Source organism: Novosphingobium sp. GV079 (assembly GCF_003058045.1).
Lineage (GTDB): Bacteria > Pseudomonadota > Alphaproteobacteria > Sphingomonadales > Sphingomonadaceae > Novosphingobium > Novosphingobium capsulatum.
The window spans coordinates 160,957-177,270 of the sequence record NZ_QBUE01000001.1 but is presented as its reverse complement, the minus strand read 5'-3'; the positions used below and the strand labels follow the sequence as shown (position 1 = coordinate 177,270).

Genomic DNA, 16,314 nt, shown 5'->3' with positions numbered 1-16,314 from the left:
CGCGGCAAAATCAATCCACCCATTCCCGCGCCAGATGGCGCGCGCCTGCCAGCATCAGCACGGCCGCGAGCAGGTAGAAGCCCAGGCCGATCTGGATCGCCTGGCGAAGCGCATCGTTGCCGAAATGCGGCGTGAGCAGGTCAGACAGCTTGCCGATGGTCAGCGACCCCAGGCCCACGCCGATCAGGTTGTTGATCAGCAGGAACGCGGCAGAGGCCGTGGCGCGCATCGGTGCGGGCACCAGGTGCTGCACCGCGGTCAGGATCGGGCCGAGCCAGATATAGACCAGCGCCTGGGGCAACAGGAACAGCCAGAACGCCAGCGCGGCGCTGCCGGCATGGAGCCCGGCGACGAACAGCGGCACCCCGGCCAGGAACGCCAGCGCGGGCACACGGGCATAGGCGGCGCGGCTGCGCGTGCCCAGCCAATCGGCCAGCACGCCCCCGGCCATCACCCCGGCAGAGCCGCCCACCAGCAGCAGCAGGCCAAAGAACTGCGAGGTTTCGACCAGGCCCAGCGCGAACGAGCGGCGCATCAGCGAGGGCAGCCAGAACGCCAGGCCATAGCCCATCATCGAACACGATGCCGCGCCCAGCGCCAGCAGCCAGAAACTGCGCTTGCGCGCCAGGATCGCCAGAACCGCGCGCATCGCCGGCGCTTCCCCCGCTTGCGGACGGCGCGGATCGCGCACGGTCCAGGCAAACAGCGGGGTGAATGCCAGGCCAGCCAGGCCCACCGCCAGGAACGCCGCGCGCCAGTTCACCGCCGCCGCGACATAGCCGCCCAGGAGGATGCCCGCTGCCGATCCCAGCGGGATGCCCAGCGAATAGATCGCCAGGGCCCGCGCCCGCCGCTGCGGCGGAAAGGTATCGGAAATCAGCGCATAGGATGGCGCCACCCCGCCAGCCTCTCCCACGCCCACGCCCAGCCGGCAGGCAAACATCGCCCAAAAGCCCGAAACCATGCCGCACAGCGCGGTAAACGCGCTCCACACCGCCAGCGAGGCCGCAATCACCCGCGTGCGCCCGCGCCGATCGGCCAGCCAGGCCAGCGGCAGACCCATGGTGGAATAGAGCAGGGCAAAGGCAAAGCCGCCCAGCGCGCCGAGCTGGGTGTCGCTCAGGCCCAGATCGGCCTTGATCGGCCCGGCGAGAATGCCCAGGATCTGCCGATCGATGAAATTGAACGTATAGACCACCAGCAGCATCGCCAGCACGAACGCCGGGCGGCGCAGCAAGGGCAAGCTATCGTGCGATTCTGGCGCAGGTGGCATTCGTCTCTCCCATTGAGCGCGGCGTGGACTTGGCTGTACCTTGCGCTGCCGGCCGGTTCCGGCATACTAGTGAAAAATGAATCACTCTTCAAATTAGAACTGGCTGCTCATGGCTGAAACCCGGACTTCTCCCGCGCCTTCCTCCGCCACGGCGGCACCGCAGCCCGATGCCGCGGCGGCGGCACCAGCGCCCCGCCCGTCCAAGGTGCCCAAGACCGAGCGCGGCCGGCGTACGCTGCGCGCGCTGCTCAATGCGGCGGCCGAAGAGTTTGGCGAAAAGGGCTTTCACGATGCCGCGATCAGCCAGATCACCGCGCGCGCCGGCGTCGCCACCGGCAGCTTCTACGTCTATTTTGACAGCAAGGAAGCGATCTTCCAGGCGCTGGTGCGCGATCTTTCGGGGCAGGTGAAGGATTTCGTCGGCCCCATCATTGCCGCCGCGCCCAACCAGCTTGCCGCCGAAAGCGCCGGCCAGCTCGCCTATCTGAACTTCGTGCGCCAGCACAAGGAGATCTACCGGATCATCGATGAATCCGAATTCGTCGATCCGGCCGCCTATCGCGAGCACTACACCAATTCGGCCGCGCGCATCGCCGCCCGACTGGAAGCAGCCGCCCAGCGCGGCGAGATCAGCGCAGGCGACAGCGAAGTGCGCGCCTGGGCGATCATGGGCATGAACGTGTTCCTCGGCCTGCGCTTTGGCGTGTGGGGCGATGAGGCCCCCGAAGCCGTGGTGCAGGAGGCCGGACGCCTGCTCGCCCATGGCCTGTCATCGCCAAGTGCCAGCGGGGAGGAACGCGCGTGACGGGTTCTGCGCCGTTCGCCCTGCGCCAGTGGACATCGCCCGATGGGCTGGCGCTGTCGGGCCGGGATTATGCCGCAGCGCCCGGCCCGGCGCGGCTGCCGGTGGTGTGCCTGCACGGCCTGACGCGCAATTCCCGCGATTTCGAGGCACTCGCCCCGTGGCTCGCCGCGCGGGGGCGCCGGGTGCTGGCGCTCGACATGCGCGGGCGCGGGCTTTCAGCGCGCGATCCGGCGCAGCGCTATGACGTGGACACCTATGTGGCCGATGTCTGCGCCCTGCTCGATGGCCTGGGCATCGCCCGCGCGGTGTTTATCGGCACGTCGATGGGCGGGCTGATCACGGTGGCCCTCGCCACCCACGCCCCCGCCCGCGTCGCGGCCGCCGTCATCAACGATATCGGCCCGGAACTGTCCCCCCGCGGCCTCGCGCGCATTGCCGGCTATGTCGGCAAGGGTGGCGCTATCGCCACGTGGGACGATGCGGCCAAGGCCTGCGCCACGCTCAACGCCGATGTCTTTCCCCACTATCGCGCGGCAGACTGGCTGGCCATGGCCCGCCGCCTGTTCCGCGAGGAGGACGGCGCGATCGTGGCGGATTACGATCCGGCCATCGCCCAGGCCTTTGGCAAGATCGTGGCCGATCCCGATCCCTGGGGCAAATGGCATGCCTTTGCCCAGGATCGCCCGGTCCTGCTGCTGCGCGGCACGGCCACCGATCTGCTGGATGAAGCCGTGGCCCAGGCCATGGTTGCGGGCAAGCAGCAGGCCCGGCTCGCCGCCATTCCCGGCATCGGCCACGCTCCGATGATGGACGAGCCCGACAGCCTCGCCGCCCTGGAGGCCTTTTTCGCCACCCTGCCCTAAGCCGCACCCCATGCCCCCATTGCCAGGGAAACATCCCGCCACGGCAGAGTTCACCAGCCAAAGCGGGTTCAAAGGGTTAAGGGCGTGGGCGCAGCAGCAACGGACAATGCCGATCGGCGGCGCGCAACCCGCGCCTTGCAGGCGCTCAATTTCTTCATGGCTGATATGCAGGCCGGCATCGGCCCGTTCCTCGGCGTGTTCCTGCAGCAGCGCGGCTGGCAGACGGGGCCGATCGGCACGGTGATGACCGCCGGCGGCATTGCCGGCATGGCGATGACCGTGCCGGCCGGCGCCTTTATCGATCACACCGCGCACAAGCGCTGGGTGGTGGTGATCACCGGCATCTGCACCGTGCTTGCCTCGTTCCTGCTCTTGTGGTCGCAGGCGTTCCTGGTTGTCGCCGGCAGCCAGGTCGCCACCGCCATTGCCGGCGCAGCGATCGGCCCGGCCGTGGCGGGGATTACCCTGGGCGTAGTACGGCAACGCGGCTTCAACGCGCAGAACGGCCGCAACCAGGCGTGGAACCATGCCGGCAATCTGGTCGGCGCCGGGCTGTCCGGCTGGCTTGGCTGGCGCTTTGGCATGCCGGCGATCTTCTTCCTGGCGGCAGCGTTCGGCGTCCTGGCGATCACCGCCGTGCTCTCGATCCCCGAACGCGCGATCGATCACCGCGCCGCGCGCGGGCTGGAGCCGGAACACCAGGCCAGTGCCGATGGCCAGGCCGAGGGCTTTCGTGAACTACTGTCGAACAAGCCGCTGCTGATCCTGGCTGCTGCGCTCGCCTGTTTCCATCTCGGTAACGGGGCAATGCTGCCGCTTTATGGCATGGCGGTGGTGGGCATGGGCAAGGGCGATCCGGCCATGTTCACCGCGACCACGGTGATGGTGGCCCAGGCCGTAATGATCGTGGCCAGCCTCGCGGCGATGAAGCTGGCGCATCAGCGCGGCTATTGGCTGGTGCTGCTGGTGTCGTTCGCGGCGCTGCCGCTGCGCGGGCTGCTTGCCGGCGCCTTTATCGAACACTGGGGCGTGTGGCCGGTCCAGGCGCTAGATGGCATTGGCGCCGGCCTGCAAAGCGTGGCGGTGCCCGGCCTGATCGCCTGCCTGCTCGATGGCACGGGCCGCGTCAACGTGGGCCAGGGCGCGGTGATGACTGTGCAGGGCGTGGGCGCCAGCCTCTCTCCCGCGATCGGCGGCTGGCTGGCGCAGATGCTGGGCTATCATGCCACGTTCTTCATTCTCGGCGGCTTTGCCCTCGCCAGCCTGGCGCTGTGGATAGGCTTTGCCGGCACACTGCGCCCGGCTTGCGCGGCCGGCGCCGGGCGGCCATGACGGCGTCGATGCCAACTGCAACCGGCGCCATCTGGGCGATCGCCAGCCTTGCCACCGCCGGCGTGATCGCGCGCCCGATGCGCTGGCCCGAATGGATCTGGGCCGCCAGCGGCGCCGCATTGCTGGTGCTGACCGGACTGATGCCGCTGCCCGCCGCCGGCGCCGCCGTGGCCAAGGGGCTCGACGTTTACCTGTTCCTGACGGGCATGATGCTGCTGAGCGAGGCGGCGCGCCAGCACGGCGTGTTTGACTGGGTCGCCGCTGCCGCCGTCAACCACGCCGGCGGATCGCGCGCGCGGCTGTTCACGCTGGTCTATGCCACCGGCGCGGTGGTCACCGTGTTCCTGTCCAACGATGCCACCGCCGTGGTGCTGACCCCGGCGGTCTTTGCCGTGGCGCGCAAGGCGCGGGCAGAGCCTTTGCCGCTGCTGTTTGCCTGCGCGCTGATCGCCAATGCCGCCAGCTTCGTGCTGCCCATCTCCAACCCCGCCAACCTCGTGCTTTATGGCGGGCACATGCCGCCGCTGGGACCGTGGCTGGCGGCCTTTGCCCTGCCCTCGCTGGCGGCAATCGGCACCACCTATGCCGTGCTGCGCTGGTATTTCCGCCGCGATCTGGCCGGCACGTGCGCCGCCGTGGTGGAACGGCCCGCGCTATCGCGCGCGGGCAAGGCGGCAGTGCTGGCGATCGTGCTGACGGCCGGCGTGCTGCTCGCCGCCTCGGCGCTCGATCGCCCGCTCGGGCTGCCCACGGCCGTGGCGGGCCTGGCCTGCGCCATCGGCGTTTCGCTGTTCGCGCGGCAATCGCCGCTGGGCCTGGCGCGCCACGTGTCCTGGGGCGTGTTGCCGCTGGTCGCGGGCCTGTTCGTGGTGGTAGAGGCGGTGGATCGTACCGGCGCGATCGGCGCCTTGGCGCGGATGCTGTCGCAGGCCACGGCCCAGCCGGCAACGACGGCGCTGGCCGCCGGCACGGTGCTGGCGTTTGTGTGCAACATCATGAACAACCTGCCCGCCGGGCTGGTCGCGGCCGGAACGGTGGCCCTGGCACACCCGCCCCGCGTGGTCGTCGATGCCCTGCTGATCGGCGTCGATCTTGGGCCAAACCTGTCGATCACCGGCTCGCTCGCCACGATCCTGTGGCTGCAGGTGATCCGGCGCGAGGGCGAAGACGTGGGCTTTGCCACGTTTTTCAAGCTGGGCCTGATCGCGATGCCGCCTGCCCTCGCCCTCGCGCTGCTGTGCCGGGTGTTTCTGGCCTAGCCTAGCCCAGCTGGCGGTCGAGCCAGCTTGCGGCCAGGTTTGTCCACTGCCCGGCCGGCGCATTGGCCGGGCCGGTGCCAAAGCCGTGGCCGCCTTCCTCAAAGAAGTGCGCCTCCACCGGGCGGTGGGCAGCCTGCATCGCTTCGATGAACAGCGTGCTGTTCTGCCATGGCACGGCCGGATCATCGAACGAATGCGCCAGCATCACCGGCGGCGTCTGCGCGCCAACATGGCGCGCCGGCGAGCGCCGCGCGATCAGCGCCGCATCGGGATGATCGCCCAGCAAGCGGCTGCACGAATAGGCGTGGGTATAGGGCGGCTCCATCGCGATCACCGGATAGACCAGCACGCCGCAGGCCGGCCGCGCATCCAGACGGTCGATCGCATCGCCCGGCGCGAACAAGACCTCGTCATACCCGGTCAGCAGCGAAGCGGCGAGATGGCCACCGGCGGAAAAGCCGATCGCCGCCACTTGCGCCGGATCAAACCCGTGCGTGCCGGCCAGGGCGCGGATCTGCCGCATCGCGCGCTGGGCATCGGCCAGCGGCACATCGGCGCGCGGCGTCCAGCCTTCGCCGGGCAGGCGATAGACCAGCACGAACACGGTATAGCCCAGCGCGGTAAACCGCACGGCCACGTCCACGCCTTCGTTGCGCACCGAAACGAAGGTATAAGCCCCGCCCGGAATGACCAGCAGCGCGCGACCATTGCCTTGGTGCGGGCGGAACACGCGCAGTTCCGGCGCAGCCACGTCGGTCACGAACGTGGCCGCCAGATCGGCCGCGCGCCCGGCCGGGTGAAAGGTTCCACCCGGCGCCACGCGCCCCTGCCACAGCGGCACGGCCTCTGCCGCCTGCCACGCCGGCGGCAGGGCGCTCGCCCCGATCGGGGTTTGCAGCGGCGCGCGCGCATGGCCCGCCGCGGCATCGGCAAACGAACCGGCCATCATGGCGCCCCCCAACAGGCCCAGCATGCCCCGCCGGTTGATTGCATGGTCCATCGCCCTTCCCTTCGCACGTTCGCGCTTTCCAGCGTCAATACTTGAAGCCGATGCGAATGCCATAGGTGCGCGGCGGCGCATAGCTTGCCGTGGTCGAACTCCACACCGGCGTCACCAGCGTGGGAATGCGGCGATCTTCCAGATTGTTGACGAACAGGTTGACATAGGCATGGCCGCTGGCCTCGTCGAACTGCAGGTTGAGGTCGGTCTTGGTATAGCCATCGATCAGGCCCTGCGCGATGTTCTGCGCCGTGGCATAGCTGTGGGTCTGGTAATAGAAATCCACCGCCGGCGTGATCTTGGCGCCAGAGGCAAATGTGAACGTGTGGCCATAGCTGGCGCGCGCGCTGAACGTCGGGGCATTGGGCAGGCGCTTGCCGGTGTTGTCGGTCGTGGCGGCATTGATAGGCGCATAGCCCAGCAGCGGCGCAAAGATGTTGTACATCGTGTCGGCATAGAGCAGCCCATCGGGCGTATTGGCAAAGCTGCGGAACTTGGCGTCCATCAGCGAGATATAGCCCGAGAAGCGATCGGCCGAGGTCGGCCGGAACGTGGTTTCCAGCTCAACCCCGCGAATGCGCGCCTTGGCGGCATTGGTCGTCACCGCGATCGGCCCCTGCACCGGATCGACGATGATCGTCGAAACCTGCAGGTCGCGATAGTCCATCTGATAGGCGGTAAGGCCCACGAACAGGCGGTTGTTGAGCAGGTTGGCGCGCAGGCCCGCTTCATAGTTGGTCACGGTTTCAGGCGCATACTGGCGGAACGCAGCGGGGTTGGTGCTGGCCTGCAGGCCACCGCCGCGATAGCCGGTCGATACCGAGGCATAGCCGATCACGTCAGGCGTGATGTCGGCATCGAAGCCGATCTTCCAGTTCACCTTGCTGAACTTGGCCGCCGGACGGTTGCTGTCGTCGGTATAGGCGAGGGCAAAGGTCGGGCAGGTGGTGGAGCTGATATTGGCGCGCGTCACCGTGTCGCCCTGGCAGACCAATTGCTGCTCGCGCGAGAATACCTTGTCCCAGGTCGAACGCAGGCCCAGATTGATGCGCAGGCCCGCGACCGGCTTGAGCGTCGCCTGGCCGAACAGCGCCTTGGAACGGCTGCCCGTGCCCGAATAGGTGTTGACCACGTCCACCGCGCTGATCGTGGAAATCTGGTTGCCGGTGCCGGCCACCTTGGCGCCAAAGATGTTGTACACGCTGTTGAACGGTGCCGGCGCGGTGTTGCCGGCGTGCAGCAGGCGCTGGCCCGAGGGCTGCTTGTCTTCCGAGATATAGGCGCCGGCAACCAGCTTGATCGGCCCGCTTTCATAGTTCACGTCCAGTTCGTGCGACCAGGTCTGCATGCGCTGGTTGATGTATTCCTGCGAGAATACGCCGCTGGTTGCGGTCACGCCGTTGTTCTTGAGTTCGGAATAGCCAGCCAGCCAGGTCAGGCTAAGCGCGCCCGATGCGCGCCACACCATCTTCGAGCGCACGTCATAGCTTTTGACCGCCTGGCGATTGTTGGTCACCAGATCGAGGCCGGGATTGACCGCATCGCTCGGCACGATCACGCCCTGGCCAAACGTGCCGGCCTTGAGATCGGCATTGGGATAATAGGTATAGTTGCGCAGATAGACCGCCGGCACGGTGCTGTTGTTTTCGCCATAGGCGCCCGAAACGCGCCAGCTCAGGTTGGGCGTGATATCCCACTTGGCAGTGACGCGCACGGCCGAGAGATCGGTCTTGTCAAAGCGGTCGGTCTTGAACTGCGGGCCATAGCCGTCGTTGATCTGATGGAAGGCGGCAATGCGGATGCCGAACGTATCGGCAATCGGCAGGTCGATCGCGGCCTGGGCGCGGATATCGTTGAAGCGGCCATACTGCACGCTGGCGCTGCCACCCAGGTTGCGCCCCGGATCAGCGGTATTGATGTTGACGACGCCAGCCGTGGCATTGCGGCCATAGACCGTGCCCTGCGGCCCGCGCAGCACTTCGATCGAGGCCACGTCGAACACCGCCATGGTCAGCGCGGCGGAAAACGGATTGTAGATGCCGTCGATCTGCGTGGCGACGGTGGAATAGCCGCTGAAGCCGTTGTTGCTGCCGATGCCGCGAATGGCAAAGCCGTTCTGCGACAGCTTGAGCGAAGGCACCGTGGTGGCCAGCTGTTCGCCGGTGGTCAGCCCTTGGCGATCGAGCAGGCCCTGCGCGACCACGCTGACCGCGATCGGCGCCTTGCTGATGCGCTCGCTGCTCTTTTGCGCGGTAACGACGATTTCGGCGGGTGGCGTATCGGCCACTGCCTCGGGCGCGGCCTGCGGGGCGGCTTCCTGCGCCAAGGCGGTGGTGGGCGCCGTCAGGGCCAAAGCCAGGATGCCGGCCGAGCCGAGCAGGATGGTGCGATGGATCATGTGTCTCTCTCCCTGGTTGGATCGGCGCTGCACCGGCCGGGCCGGCGCGTGGTCGTCCGCGATTCGACGCTACGCCTACGCCATCATTTTCGTTTGCGCAATCGATTGCGCATCGATGCGCAAAAATTGCCTTGGCCGCCTTGGCGGGTGTCTCACGCTGTCACATTGGCTGTTTTCAGGTGGTTTGCGCTCAGGTTGACTGGCGCACCAGCAGGCGCGGCTCGATCCGCACCGAGGGCGCGTCTTCGCCGGCAATGCGCCGCATCAACAGATCGACCATGATCCGCGCCCCTTCGCGCAAGTGCTGGTCGATCGTGGTGAGCGCTGGCACGAGATGCCCGGCGATCGGCAGCCCGTCATAGCCGATGACCTTGATCGTGCCCGGCACGTCACAGCCCATTTCGGCCAGCGCCTTGAGCATGCTGGCGGCCGTCACGTCGGCGCCGGCAACGATGCCGTCGGGCATGCTGTCGAGCGCGCCCAGGTGCTTGGCCAGATCGCGATAGGCGGCATCGGGCTCGAAGTGCGAGGGCAGTTCCACCGGCGGCGGCAGGCCGGCAGCGGCCAGCGCGGCGCGCACCCCGGCCAGGCGCTCGCCAAATTCCACCCCCAGCCCCGGCCCGGCAAAAGCCAGCAGGCGGCACCCCCGCGCGATCAGGTGTTCGGCCGCCATCTGCCCGCCGCGGAAATTGTCCGATCCCACCGCGCAATGGCGCTGCCCTGGCATCTGCCCGCCCCACACCACCATCGGGCGATAGCGGCGGGCCATGCCCTCGATCACATGGTATTGATCCGATTGGCCGATCACCAGAATGCCATCGACCCGGCCGGTGCCGATGTAACGATCCAGCCAGCGCTCATCATCGGGCAGCACGCGCGAGAGCAGCAGGTCATAGCCATGCTCGACCAGGGCATCGGCGAGGAAGCCGATCATCGTGTTGAAGAACGGGTCAGACAGGTGCTGCAACGCATCGTGGCCCATTGGCACCACCACGCCCACGGTCATCGTGCGCTGGGTGCGCAGGTTGCGGGCGATGGCGTTGGGCTGATAGCCCAGCTTTTCCGCCAGGGCGACGATCCGGCTGGTGGTCTCTTCGCTGACCCGGCCCGTCCCGCTCAGCGCGCGGGATGCGGTTGCGGTGGAAACCCCTGCCAGTTCAGCAAATTGCTTGAGATTCATGTGGTCCGTTTCATCGTATCGCCGCTGCCGCCGGCACCATGGCGCGGCGGCTATCCCACGGCAAGGCCATGCCTGTGCCCAGGCGGGCGCCTATCCCGCCGGCTGGCCAAACGCGCGGCGCAAGGCCGCCAGCCGCGCCGCGATCAACCGGCGCGAGGGCGATGCATCGGGCACCACGCGGTCAAACCCGTGATAGGCGCCGGGGATCACCAGCAGTTCGGTCGGCACGCCGGCATCGGTCAGGCGCCGGGCATAAGTGATGTCTTCATCCACGAACAGATCGATCCCGCCCACCGCGATGAACGCCGGCGCCAGGCCGGCCAGGCGCGCACAGCGGGCCGGCACCCCGGCCGCCGGCACCGCACGCGATCCCGGCGTGGCGCCCAGGAAACTCTCCCAGCCAAAGCGATTGGCCTGCGCGTCCCAGCCCAGCTTGCCGATGCCCGGAGGCGGCATCACCGTGCTGCCGGTGCGATCATCGAGCATGGGATAGGTCAGTACCTGCAAGACCAGCGGCACCTCGCCCCGGTCGCGCGCCTGGATCGCCAGCAGGGCGGCATGGCCGCCACCGGCGCTTTCGCCCATCACCGCCAGCCGCCGCCGGTCGACGCCCAGCGCCTCGGCCTGGTCATGCAGCCAGCGCAGCCCGGCATAGGTTTCCGCCACCGATCGGGTAAACCGTGCCTCGGGCGCCAGGGTATATTCCACCGAGACGATCACGCAATCGAGGGCGTGGGCAAAATCCTGCAGATAGCCGCGCTCGGCCAGGGCGGAACCGGCCACGAACCCGCCGCCATGGGTGTGCAGGATCGCCGGGCGCGGGCCACCGCTGGCCCGGCTGCCGGCCCCGCTGCTGGCATTGATCACCTGCACCGTTACGTCGGGAATGCCTGGCCCCACCGCGATCTTGCGCGCTTCCACCGGCACATCGGCGCGCAGCGGCCCGGCCATCGCCGCCCCGCCGGCGCGCAGGATCGGCAGCCGCGCGGTGGTCAGCGGGGAAAGCTTGGCCCCCATGGCCAGGACAGTGGCCGCGCCAGCGCGCAACTCGGGATCGACGCCGGCGAGCGGATCGGCCGCCGCCGCGCTGGCAAAGTCCAGCCCGCCGATGCCCAGGCTGCTCAGGCCCATCCCACCCAGGCCAACCCCCAGCGCCACGCCACCCCGGCGCAAGACCGACCGTCTGTTGATCATCACCTTCTCCCTCGCCGTCGCGGCCATGCCATCTTGCATAAGGCGGCTATTTGCACAATCGTTTACTCAAACGCGCAAGAGCGCCATCCTGAAAGGCCCACCATCCGATGTTCGCAACCCTGTTACCACGCCTTGCCGCCCCGGCGCTGGCCCTTCTCGCCGCCCCTGTCGCTGCGCTGCCCGCCTTGGCCCATGCCGATGCGCCCATGGCACCGCCCCCCGTGCTGGAGCCGGCGTTCCGCGCGCATGTCCTGTTGGGCGAAAGCCTTGACGTGGGCCAGACGCCGCGCGGCGGGCGCAGCCTGGTGCGCATAACCGGGGGCACGGTCGATGGGCCCATGCTGCACGGCGTGGTGCTGCCTGGCGGGTGGGACTGGCAGTTGCACGGCGCGGGCGGCTGCATCGAACTGCATGCCGACTATATGCTCAAGGCCGCCGACGGGGCCGTGATCAACGTGGTCAACCACGCCAAGGCCTGCCCCGGCCCCCACGGCGAAAAGCCGCAGATGGTGGGCATGCCTATGTTCGAGGCGCCGCTCGGCCCGCAAGGCTGGCTCAACAGCGGCGCCTATGTCGCCACGGTCACCGGCGGCAATGACCCGGCCCACCCGGCCGTGGACATTGCCGTCTACAAGGTGCGCTGATCAGCGGCGGGCGGTCTTGGGTGGCATGGCGCAGGCCGTCACGCCGCCCTTGGTCTTGGCCACCAGCGGATAGCGGCACAGCGGCCGCTCCCGCCCGGGCCAGGGCGTGGCTGGGCCGGCCTTGGCCGCCAGCGCTTCGGGCGCCTTACCCTGCTCCACCCAATCGACCAGCGCGCGCAACGCGTCATAGCGATCGGTGGCCGGGCCGCCGGCGCAATGCGCCATGCCCGGCACCGGAAACACGCGGGCATAGCTGGCCGCACGCCCGCCACTGTGGCGATCGAGCGCGCGCCACCAGCCCAGCGTATCGTTGAGCGAAAAGACCGGATCGGATGCGCCATGCGGCACGATCAGGCGGCCGCCGCGCGCTTGGAAGCGATCGAGATCGGGCACATGCGCGCCCACGTCCTGCCAGGCAGAGCGCGGCCAGCCCGGCGCGGTGGCGGTCACCGCCGCGGCATCGCGCGCCGGATCAAACGCCAGTTGCGCCGCCAGGATGGCATCGGGGGCCAGCGGCACATTGCCCGGCGGCGTGGCAAACAGCACCACGCGCGATGGCCCGCCCAACACAACGTTGAGCGCCGGCACGCGACCATCCGGGCTGCCGGTCATCCAGATGCGCCAGCCCGGATCGAACCAGCCGGCATCCCAGCCAAAGCCGGGATAGATCTGCCGCCCGGCGCCATCGCGCACCCCGTCGTGAATCTGCTCCAGCGCGGTGACCTGGGCCGGGCTCAGTCCGGCGGCGCGCAATTGCGGCACAACCAGCGCGCTGGTGCAGCGCGCGCCATCGGCGACGATGCCATCCTTGGCACCATCCAGTCCGTCGCACGCCGCCAGGATCGCCTGGCGTACGCGCGTGCCATCTTCCACCGAAAAGGCGCGCGCAAGGTTCGCCACGCTGGGCGCGTCGCCGCGCGCGGCCAGCACGCCGCCCATCGCCTTGGTATTCCACGCCTCTGCCAGGGCGGCGCGCGGCAGGGCAAAGCCCGGCGCCGCAGCGACGATGCCGTTGTAGAGATCGGGCTCCTGCTGGGCCAGGACCATGCCTTCCTGCCCGCCCTTGGAACAGCCATAGAAATAGCTGAAGCGCGGATTGCGCCCGTAATAGGCCGCAACCAGCGCCTTGGCCGCCAGGGTTACCGGGCGCAGCGAAGCGCCGCCGTAATCGGCGCGGGCCTGGGGATCATGGGCAAAAGCCACCATGCCGCCGCGCGCGGGATCGGTGTTGGTGGCATTGTCATGCCCGGAATCCTGCGCCAGCACGGCAAAACCCTGGGCAAGCGCCGGTGCCTGGTCCATGCTGACCTTGCCGATCGCATCGCCCACCGTGCCGTTGGTGCCGCCCCCGCCCTGCATCAGGAAGCGCCCGTTCCAATCGCTCGGCAGGCGCAGGCGGAAGCGGATGGCATAGGCCTGGCCATCGACGCCACGGCGTTCGTGCATCACGCCTTCGACCTCGCAATGGGCTGGCAGCACGGCCTGGGTGGGCGGCGCGTCGGGTTGGCCCACCAGCGGCACGGCATAGCCCGCCGGGCGCCAGGTTGCCGCAACGATCCGCGTGCCGGCCTCGGGCCAGGCAACATGGCCTGGCTGGGTCAGGGCGGCGCAGCTATCACTGCCCAGCGGCGCCGGTGCAGCCGCGGCGGCATGGGCCAGCGGGGTGAACGCGAAAACCGACATGCCGGCCAGCAAGCCGCCAAGACAACGCAGGGACACGCGCATCATTACCTCTTCCCGCCCGATCGGGGCCTTGTCATATCGTAATGACACATAGCAGTTGATCGGGCCTTTGCAACGCAGTGGCCGCGCCTGTGGCGTCTTATTCGTCCTCGTCCTCTGCCTCGTCCGCGTCACCCGCAGGCGGCTTGGCCGGCGCGGCATGCGGCGCTGGCGGGGCGATCAGGCCATAGGCCCTGTAGCGCCGGTCGATGCGCGGCGCGATAGCGCGGGCGGCGGCCAGATCGGCCGCCCCGCCGGTGGCATCGCCGCTGGCATCGCGTGCCAACCCGCGCACGAACAGCGCCGCGGCCAGGCGCGGGTTGCTTGCCAACGCAGTTGTTTCGTCGGCAATCGCGGCGGCATAGGCCTTGCGCCGGTATTGCACCAAGGCGCGGGTATCGAGCATGGCCGGCTGCGGCCCGGCTTTCTTGATCGCCAGATCACTGTCCTTGAGCGCGCGATCGAGATCGGCATTGGCCAAGGCGCGGTTCCAGCTGCGCGCGTTGAGCAGGCTGGGATAGACCGAATCGTCGCGGTGCAGCGCCACTACTGCATCGATCAGTGCCAGCCCGTGATCGGCCGCGCCCAGCCGCTCATAGAGATTGACCACCTGCATCACATCGAGCGAGCCGGGGGGAAGATGCGCGGCCGCTGCATCGGTATCGGCGCGCGCACCGGCGCGGTCACCGGTGGCCAGCCGGAGCTGCGCGCGCCGGGTCAGCAGGCGGTGATCGGTAGGGCGGATCGCCAGGCCGGCATCGAGATCCTGGCGCGCCAGATCCAGCTTGCCGCTGCGCAGATAGGCATTGGCGCGATGCTCCAGCAGATCGGCCCGCGTCGGCGCCAGGCGCAGCGCCTCGGAAAAATCGGCAACCGCGCCGGCGGTATCGCCGCGATCCATCCGGCCAGAAGCGCGCCCGGCAAATTCGTCCGCCGTCTTGGGATCGGCCGTGGTTTCGGCCTTGCCCATGTTTTCCGCGCGGGTTTCCAGCCGCCCGATTTCGCCATCGGTCGTCGCGGAAAAAATCGGCCCGCCGTTATACGTCAGAAACATCAGCCTTTGCGCGCGCGACACGATAATGTGGTGCGACAGCAGAAAGTCGACGCCCAGGATCATGTCGGTCGAGCGATCGTCGTCGGCATCGTCGATCACCCGGATCGGGCTGTTGCGGATTTCCTCGCCCCCGATCGAGATGGTTTTGGTGCGCACGATCCAGCTTTCCCGCCGCTTCATGCCGATGCCGCCCATGCGCATCGAATTGACCACATCGGGCGCCGACATATCTATGCCAGCGCGCTCGGCCGCCCGGCGGCCCAGCAGAGTGGTGGGCGCCCCGGTATCGAGCAGGGCGTGCATCGACTGCCCGTTGATCATCACTTCGACGATGATGTGATAATCATGCTCGTCGGTCGGGCGAAACACGCGCGCCTCGCCCACCGACATGCCCTTGCCCCAATAGGCTAGGCTGATCCCGTCGCAGCCGCGCTCCTGGAACAGGTTGACCACGCCCTTGGCAAGATCGAACTCGGTGGTCTGCACGCCCAGCAGGTTGGCGCCGAGAAAGCCGTTGCCGGCATCGCTACCGCCCACCAGGAACTGCACGTTGTGCAGCGTGACATCCACGATGCCAAAATCACGCACTTGCGCCAGTTCGGGCGTCACCGTGCCGCCGATCCCGGTCATGTAAAACCCCATCGGCAGCGGCTCGGTCCGCAGGCCCAATTCCACGGCGCGGGCCTTGGGCATGAAGTTGAAGAACGCCCCGCTATCGAGCCAGACGCGGGTTTCCTTGCCGTTGACGGTTACCGGCACGCTGGCGCGGGTGTTTTCCATCACCACCGGCAGCTTGGCGATCAGGCCCACCTTGCACTTGTTCGCGCCCTCGGCATGGGCAGCGGGCGCGGCCAGGCCAGACACGGCAACCCACAGCCCTAAGCTGGTCAACAACACCCGATTCATGGTGGCATGCCCCTTGTCCAAGCGACACGCCGTTTGATCACGAATCCCGGCAAGCGGCCAGAGGCAAATAGCGCCAAATCAACCGTTTTTCCGGTTACATCGAAGCGTACCCGGCCCGCCCCGGGGCAGGCCGGGCCACCGCATTATGCCCCCGGGGCAGCCGCCTTGGTCGCCGCATCCAGTTCGGCGGCGGTCATCGAGATGAACAGGCCATCCGCACCCAGGCCAAACGCCGTCTTGGGCAAAGCGACTGCACCGGCGCTGCGCGCCACGATCACCTGGTCGCCCTTCACTTCCTTGACCGTGCCGATCGCGCCGCCGGCCTTGCCTTTCACTGCGGCGCCGGGAACCATCGCCGCTTCCACGGCCGCGCTCGCCTTCTGGTTGGCAGCGGCCACCTGTTCGTCGATCTGGGCCTTGGTCATGGCGATGATCGGACCCTTGGGCCCAGTGCCGATGGCGCTCTTGGGCAAAGTGGCCTTGTTGGTCCCGGTATCGACCACCACGGCATCACCGGTCATGCTCACGATCTTGCCCACTTCGCCGCCCTGCGGATCGAAGATGGTGCCACCCACGGCCACGGTTGCCGCAGCGTTCGCCGCCGGTGCGGTCTGGGCCTGGGCCAGCGCCGGAACACTGGTCATCGCCGCTGCTGCCACCAGGAAATGGAAAACCTTCACGTGT

The 16,314-nt window shown here is 68.2% G+C and carries 13 protein-coding genes; 5 read left to right on the top strand and 8 right to left on the bottom strand.

Going from position 1 to position 16,314, the window contains the following annotated elements; all coding sequences use genetic code 11:
* Positions 1-10: 10 nt before the first annotated feature.
* Positions 11-1,273 carry an MFS transporter gene (locus tag C8K14_RS00695; protein WP_054131428.1) on the bottom strand — a complete coding sequence of 421 codons (1,263 nt, stop codon included), beginning with the start codon at positions 1,271-1,273 and terminating at the stop codon, positions 11-13.
* Between the two features lie 109 nt (positions 1,274-1,382).
* On the opposite strand from C8K14_RS00695, the gene C8K14_RS00690 reads away from it, so the two are divergent.
* The 4 genes from C8K14_RS00690 (at position 1,383) to C8K14_RS00675 (ending at position 5,532) form a co-directional block, all read left to right on the top strand.
* Entirely contained in the window at positions 1,383-2,078 is a 696-nt protein-coding gene (locus C8K14_RS00690; protein WP_107715293.1) for a TetR/AcrR family transcriptional regulator, read from the top strand.
* Positions 2,075-2,941: an alpha/beta fold hydrolase gene (locus tag C8K14_RS00685; RefSeq protein WP_107715292.1), complete on the top strand. Its 867-nt coding sequence runs from the start codon at positions 2,075-2,077 to the stop codon at positions 2,939-2,941. The genes C8K14_RS00690 and C8K14_RS00685 overlap by 4 nt, the downstream gene beginning before the upstream one ends.
* 84 nt (positions 2,942-3,025) lie before the next feature.
* Entirely contained in the window at positions 3,026-4,273 is a 1,248-nt protein-coding gene (locus C8K14_RS00680; protein WP_233250827.1) for an MFS transporter, read from the top strand.
* Between the two features lie 8 nt (positions 4,274-4,281).
* Positions 4,282-5,532, top strand: coding sequence for an arsenic transporter (locus C8K14_RS00675; protein ID WP_107715464.1), 1,251 nt, complete (start codon positions 4,282-4,284; stop codon positions 5,530-5,532).
* 1 nt (position 5,533) lies between these two features.
* Here the strand turns inward: C8K14_RS00675 and C8K14_RS00670 are convergent, their stop codons facing one another.
* The 4 genes from C8K14_RS00670 to C8K14_RS00655 all read right to left on the bottom strand — a co-directional run bounded on the left by C8K14_RS00670 (position 5,534) and on the right by C8K14_RS00655 (position 11,304).
* Positions 5,534-6,532 carry an alpha/beta hydrolase gene (locus tag C8K14_RS00670; protein WP_107715291.1) on the bottom strand — a complete coding sequence of 333 codons (999 nt, stop codon included), beginning with the start codon at positions 6,530-6,532 and terminating at the stop codon, positions 5,534-5,536.
* Positions 6,533-6,566: 34 nt separating this feature from the next.
* A complete protein-coding gene (locus C8K14_RS00665) occupies positions 6,567-8,930 on the bottom strand; it encodes a TonB-dependent receptor (protein WP_107715290.1) in 2,364 nt (787 codons plus the stop codon).
* Between the two features lie 190 nt (positions 8,931-9,120).
* On the bottom strand, positions 9,121-10,110 hold the full coding sequence (locus C8K14_RS00660) for a LacI family DNA-binding transcriptional regulator (RefSeq protein WP_107715289.1): 990 nt from the start codon (positions 10,108-10,110) through the stop codon (positions 9,121-9,123).
* Between the two features lie 90 nt (positions 10,111-10,200).
* Positions 10,201-11,304: an alpha/beta hydrolase gene (locus tag C8K14_RS00655; RefSeq protein WP_233250826.1), complete on the bottom strand. Its 1,104-nt coding sequence runs from the start codon at positions 11,302-11,304 to the stop codon at positions 10,201-10,203.
* Positions 11,305-11,411: 107 nt separating this feature from the next.
* On the opposite strand from C8K14_RS00655, the gene C8K14_RS00650 reads away from it, so the two are divergent.
* Positions 11,412-11,948: a DUF3237 domain-containing protein gene (locus C8K14_RS00650; protein ID WP_107715288.1), complete on the top strand. Its 537-nt coding sequence runs from the start codon at positions 11,412-11,414 to the stop codon at positions 11,946-11,948.
* Here C8K14_RS00650 and C8K14_RS00645 read toward each other — a convergent pair whose 3' ends face one another.
* The 3 genes from C8K14_RS00645 to C8K14_RS00635 form a co-directional block, all read right to left on the bottom strand.
* Positions 11,949-13,676 carry a tannase/feruloyl esterase family alpha/beta hydrolase gene (locus C8K14_RS00645; RefSeq protein WP_199223614.1) on the bottom strand — a complete coding sequence of 576 codons (1,728 nt, stop codon included), beginning with the start codon at positions 13,674-13,676 and terminating at the stop codon, positions 11,949-11,951.
* A gap of 94 nt (positions 13,677-13,770) precedes the next feature.
* Complete coding sequence (locus tag C8K14_RS00640) at positions 13,771-15,630, bottom strand: aspartyl protease family protein (protein WP_133726736.1); 1,860 nt, start codon at positions 15,628-15,630, stop codon at positions 13,771-13,773.
* A 143-nt stretch (positions 15,631-15,773) separates the two neighbouring features.
* On the bottom strand, positions 15,774-16,310 hold the full coding sequence (locus C8K14_RS00635) for a hypothetical protein (RefSeq protein WP_233250825.1): 537 nt from the start codon (positions 16,308-16,310) through the stop codon (positions 15,774-15,776).
* Positions 16,311-16,314: the final 4 nt, after the last annotated feature.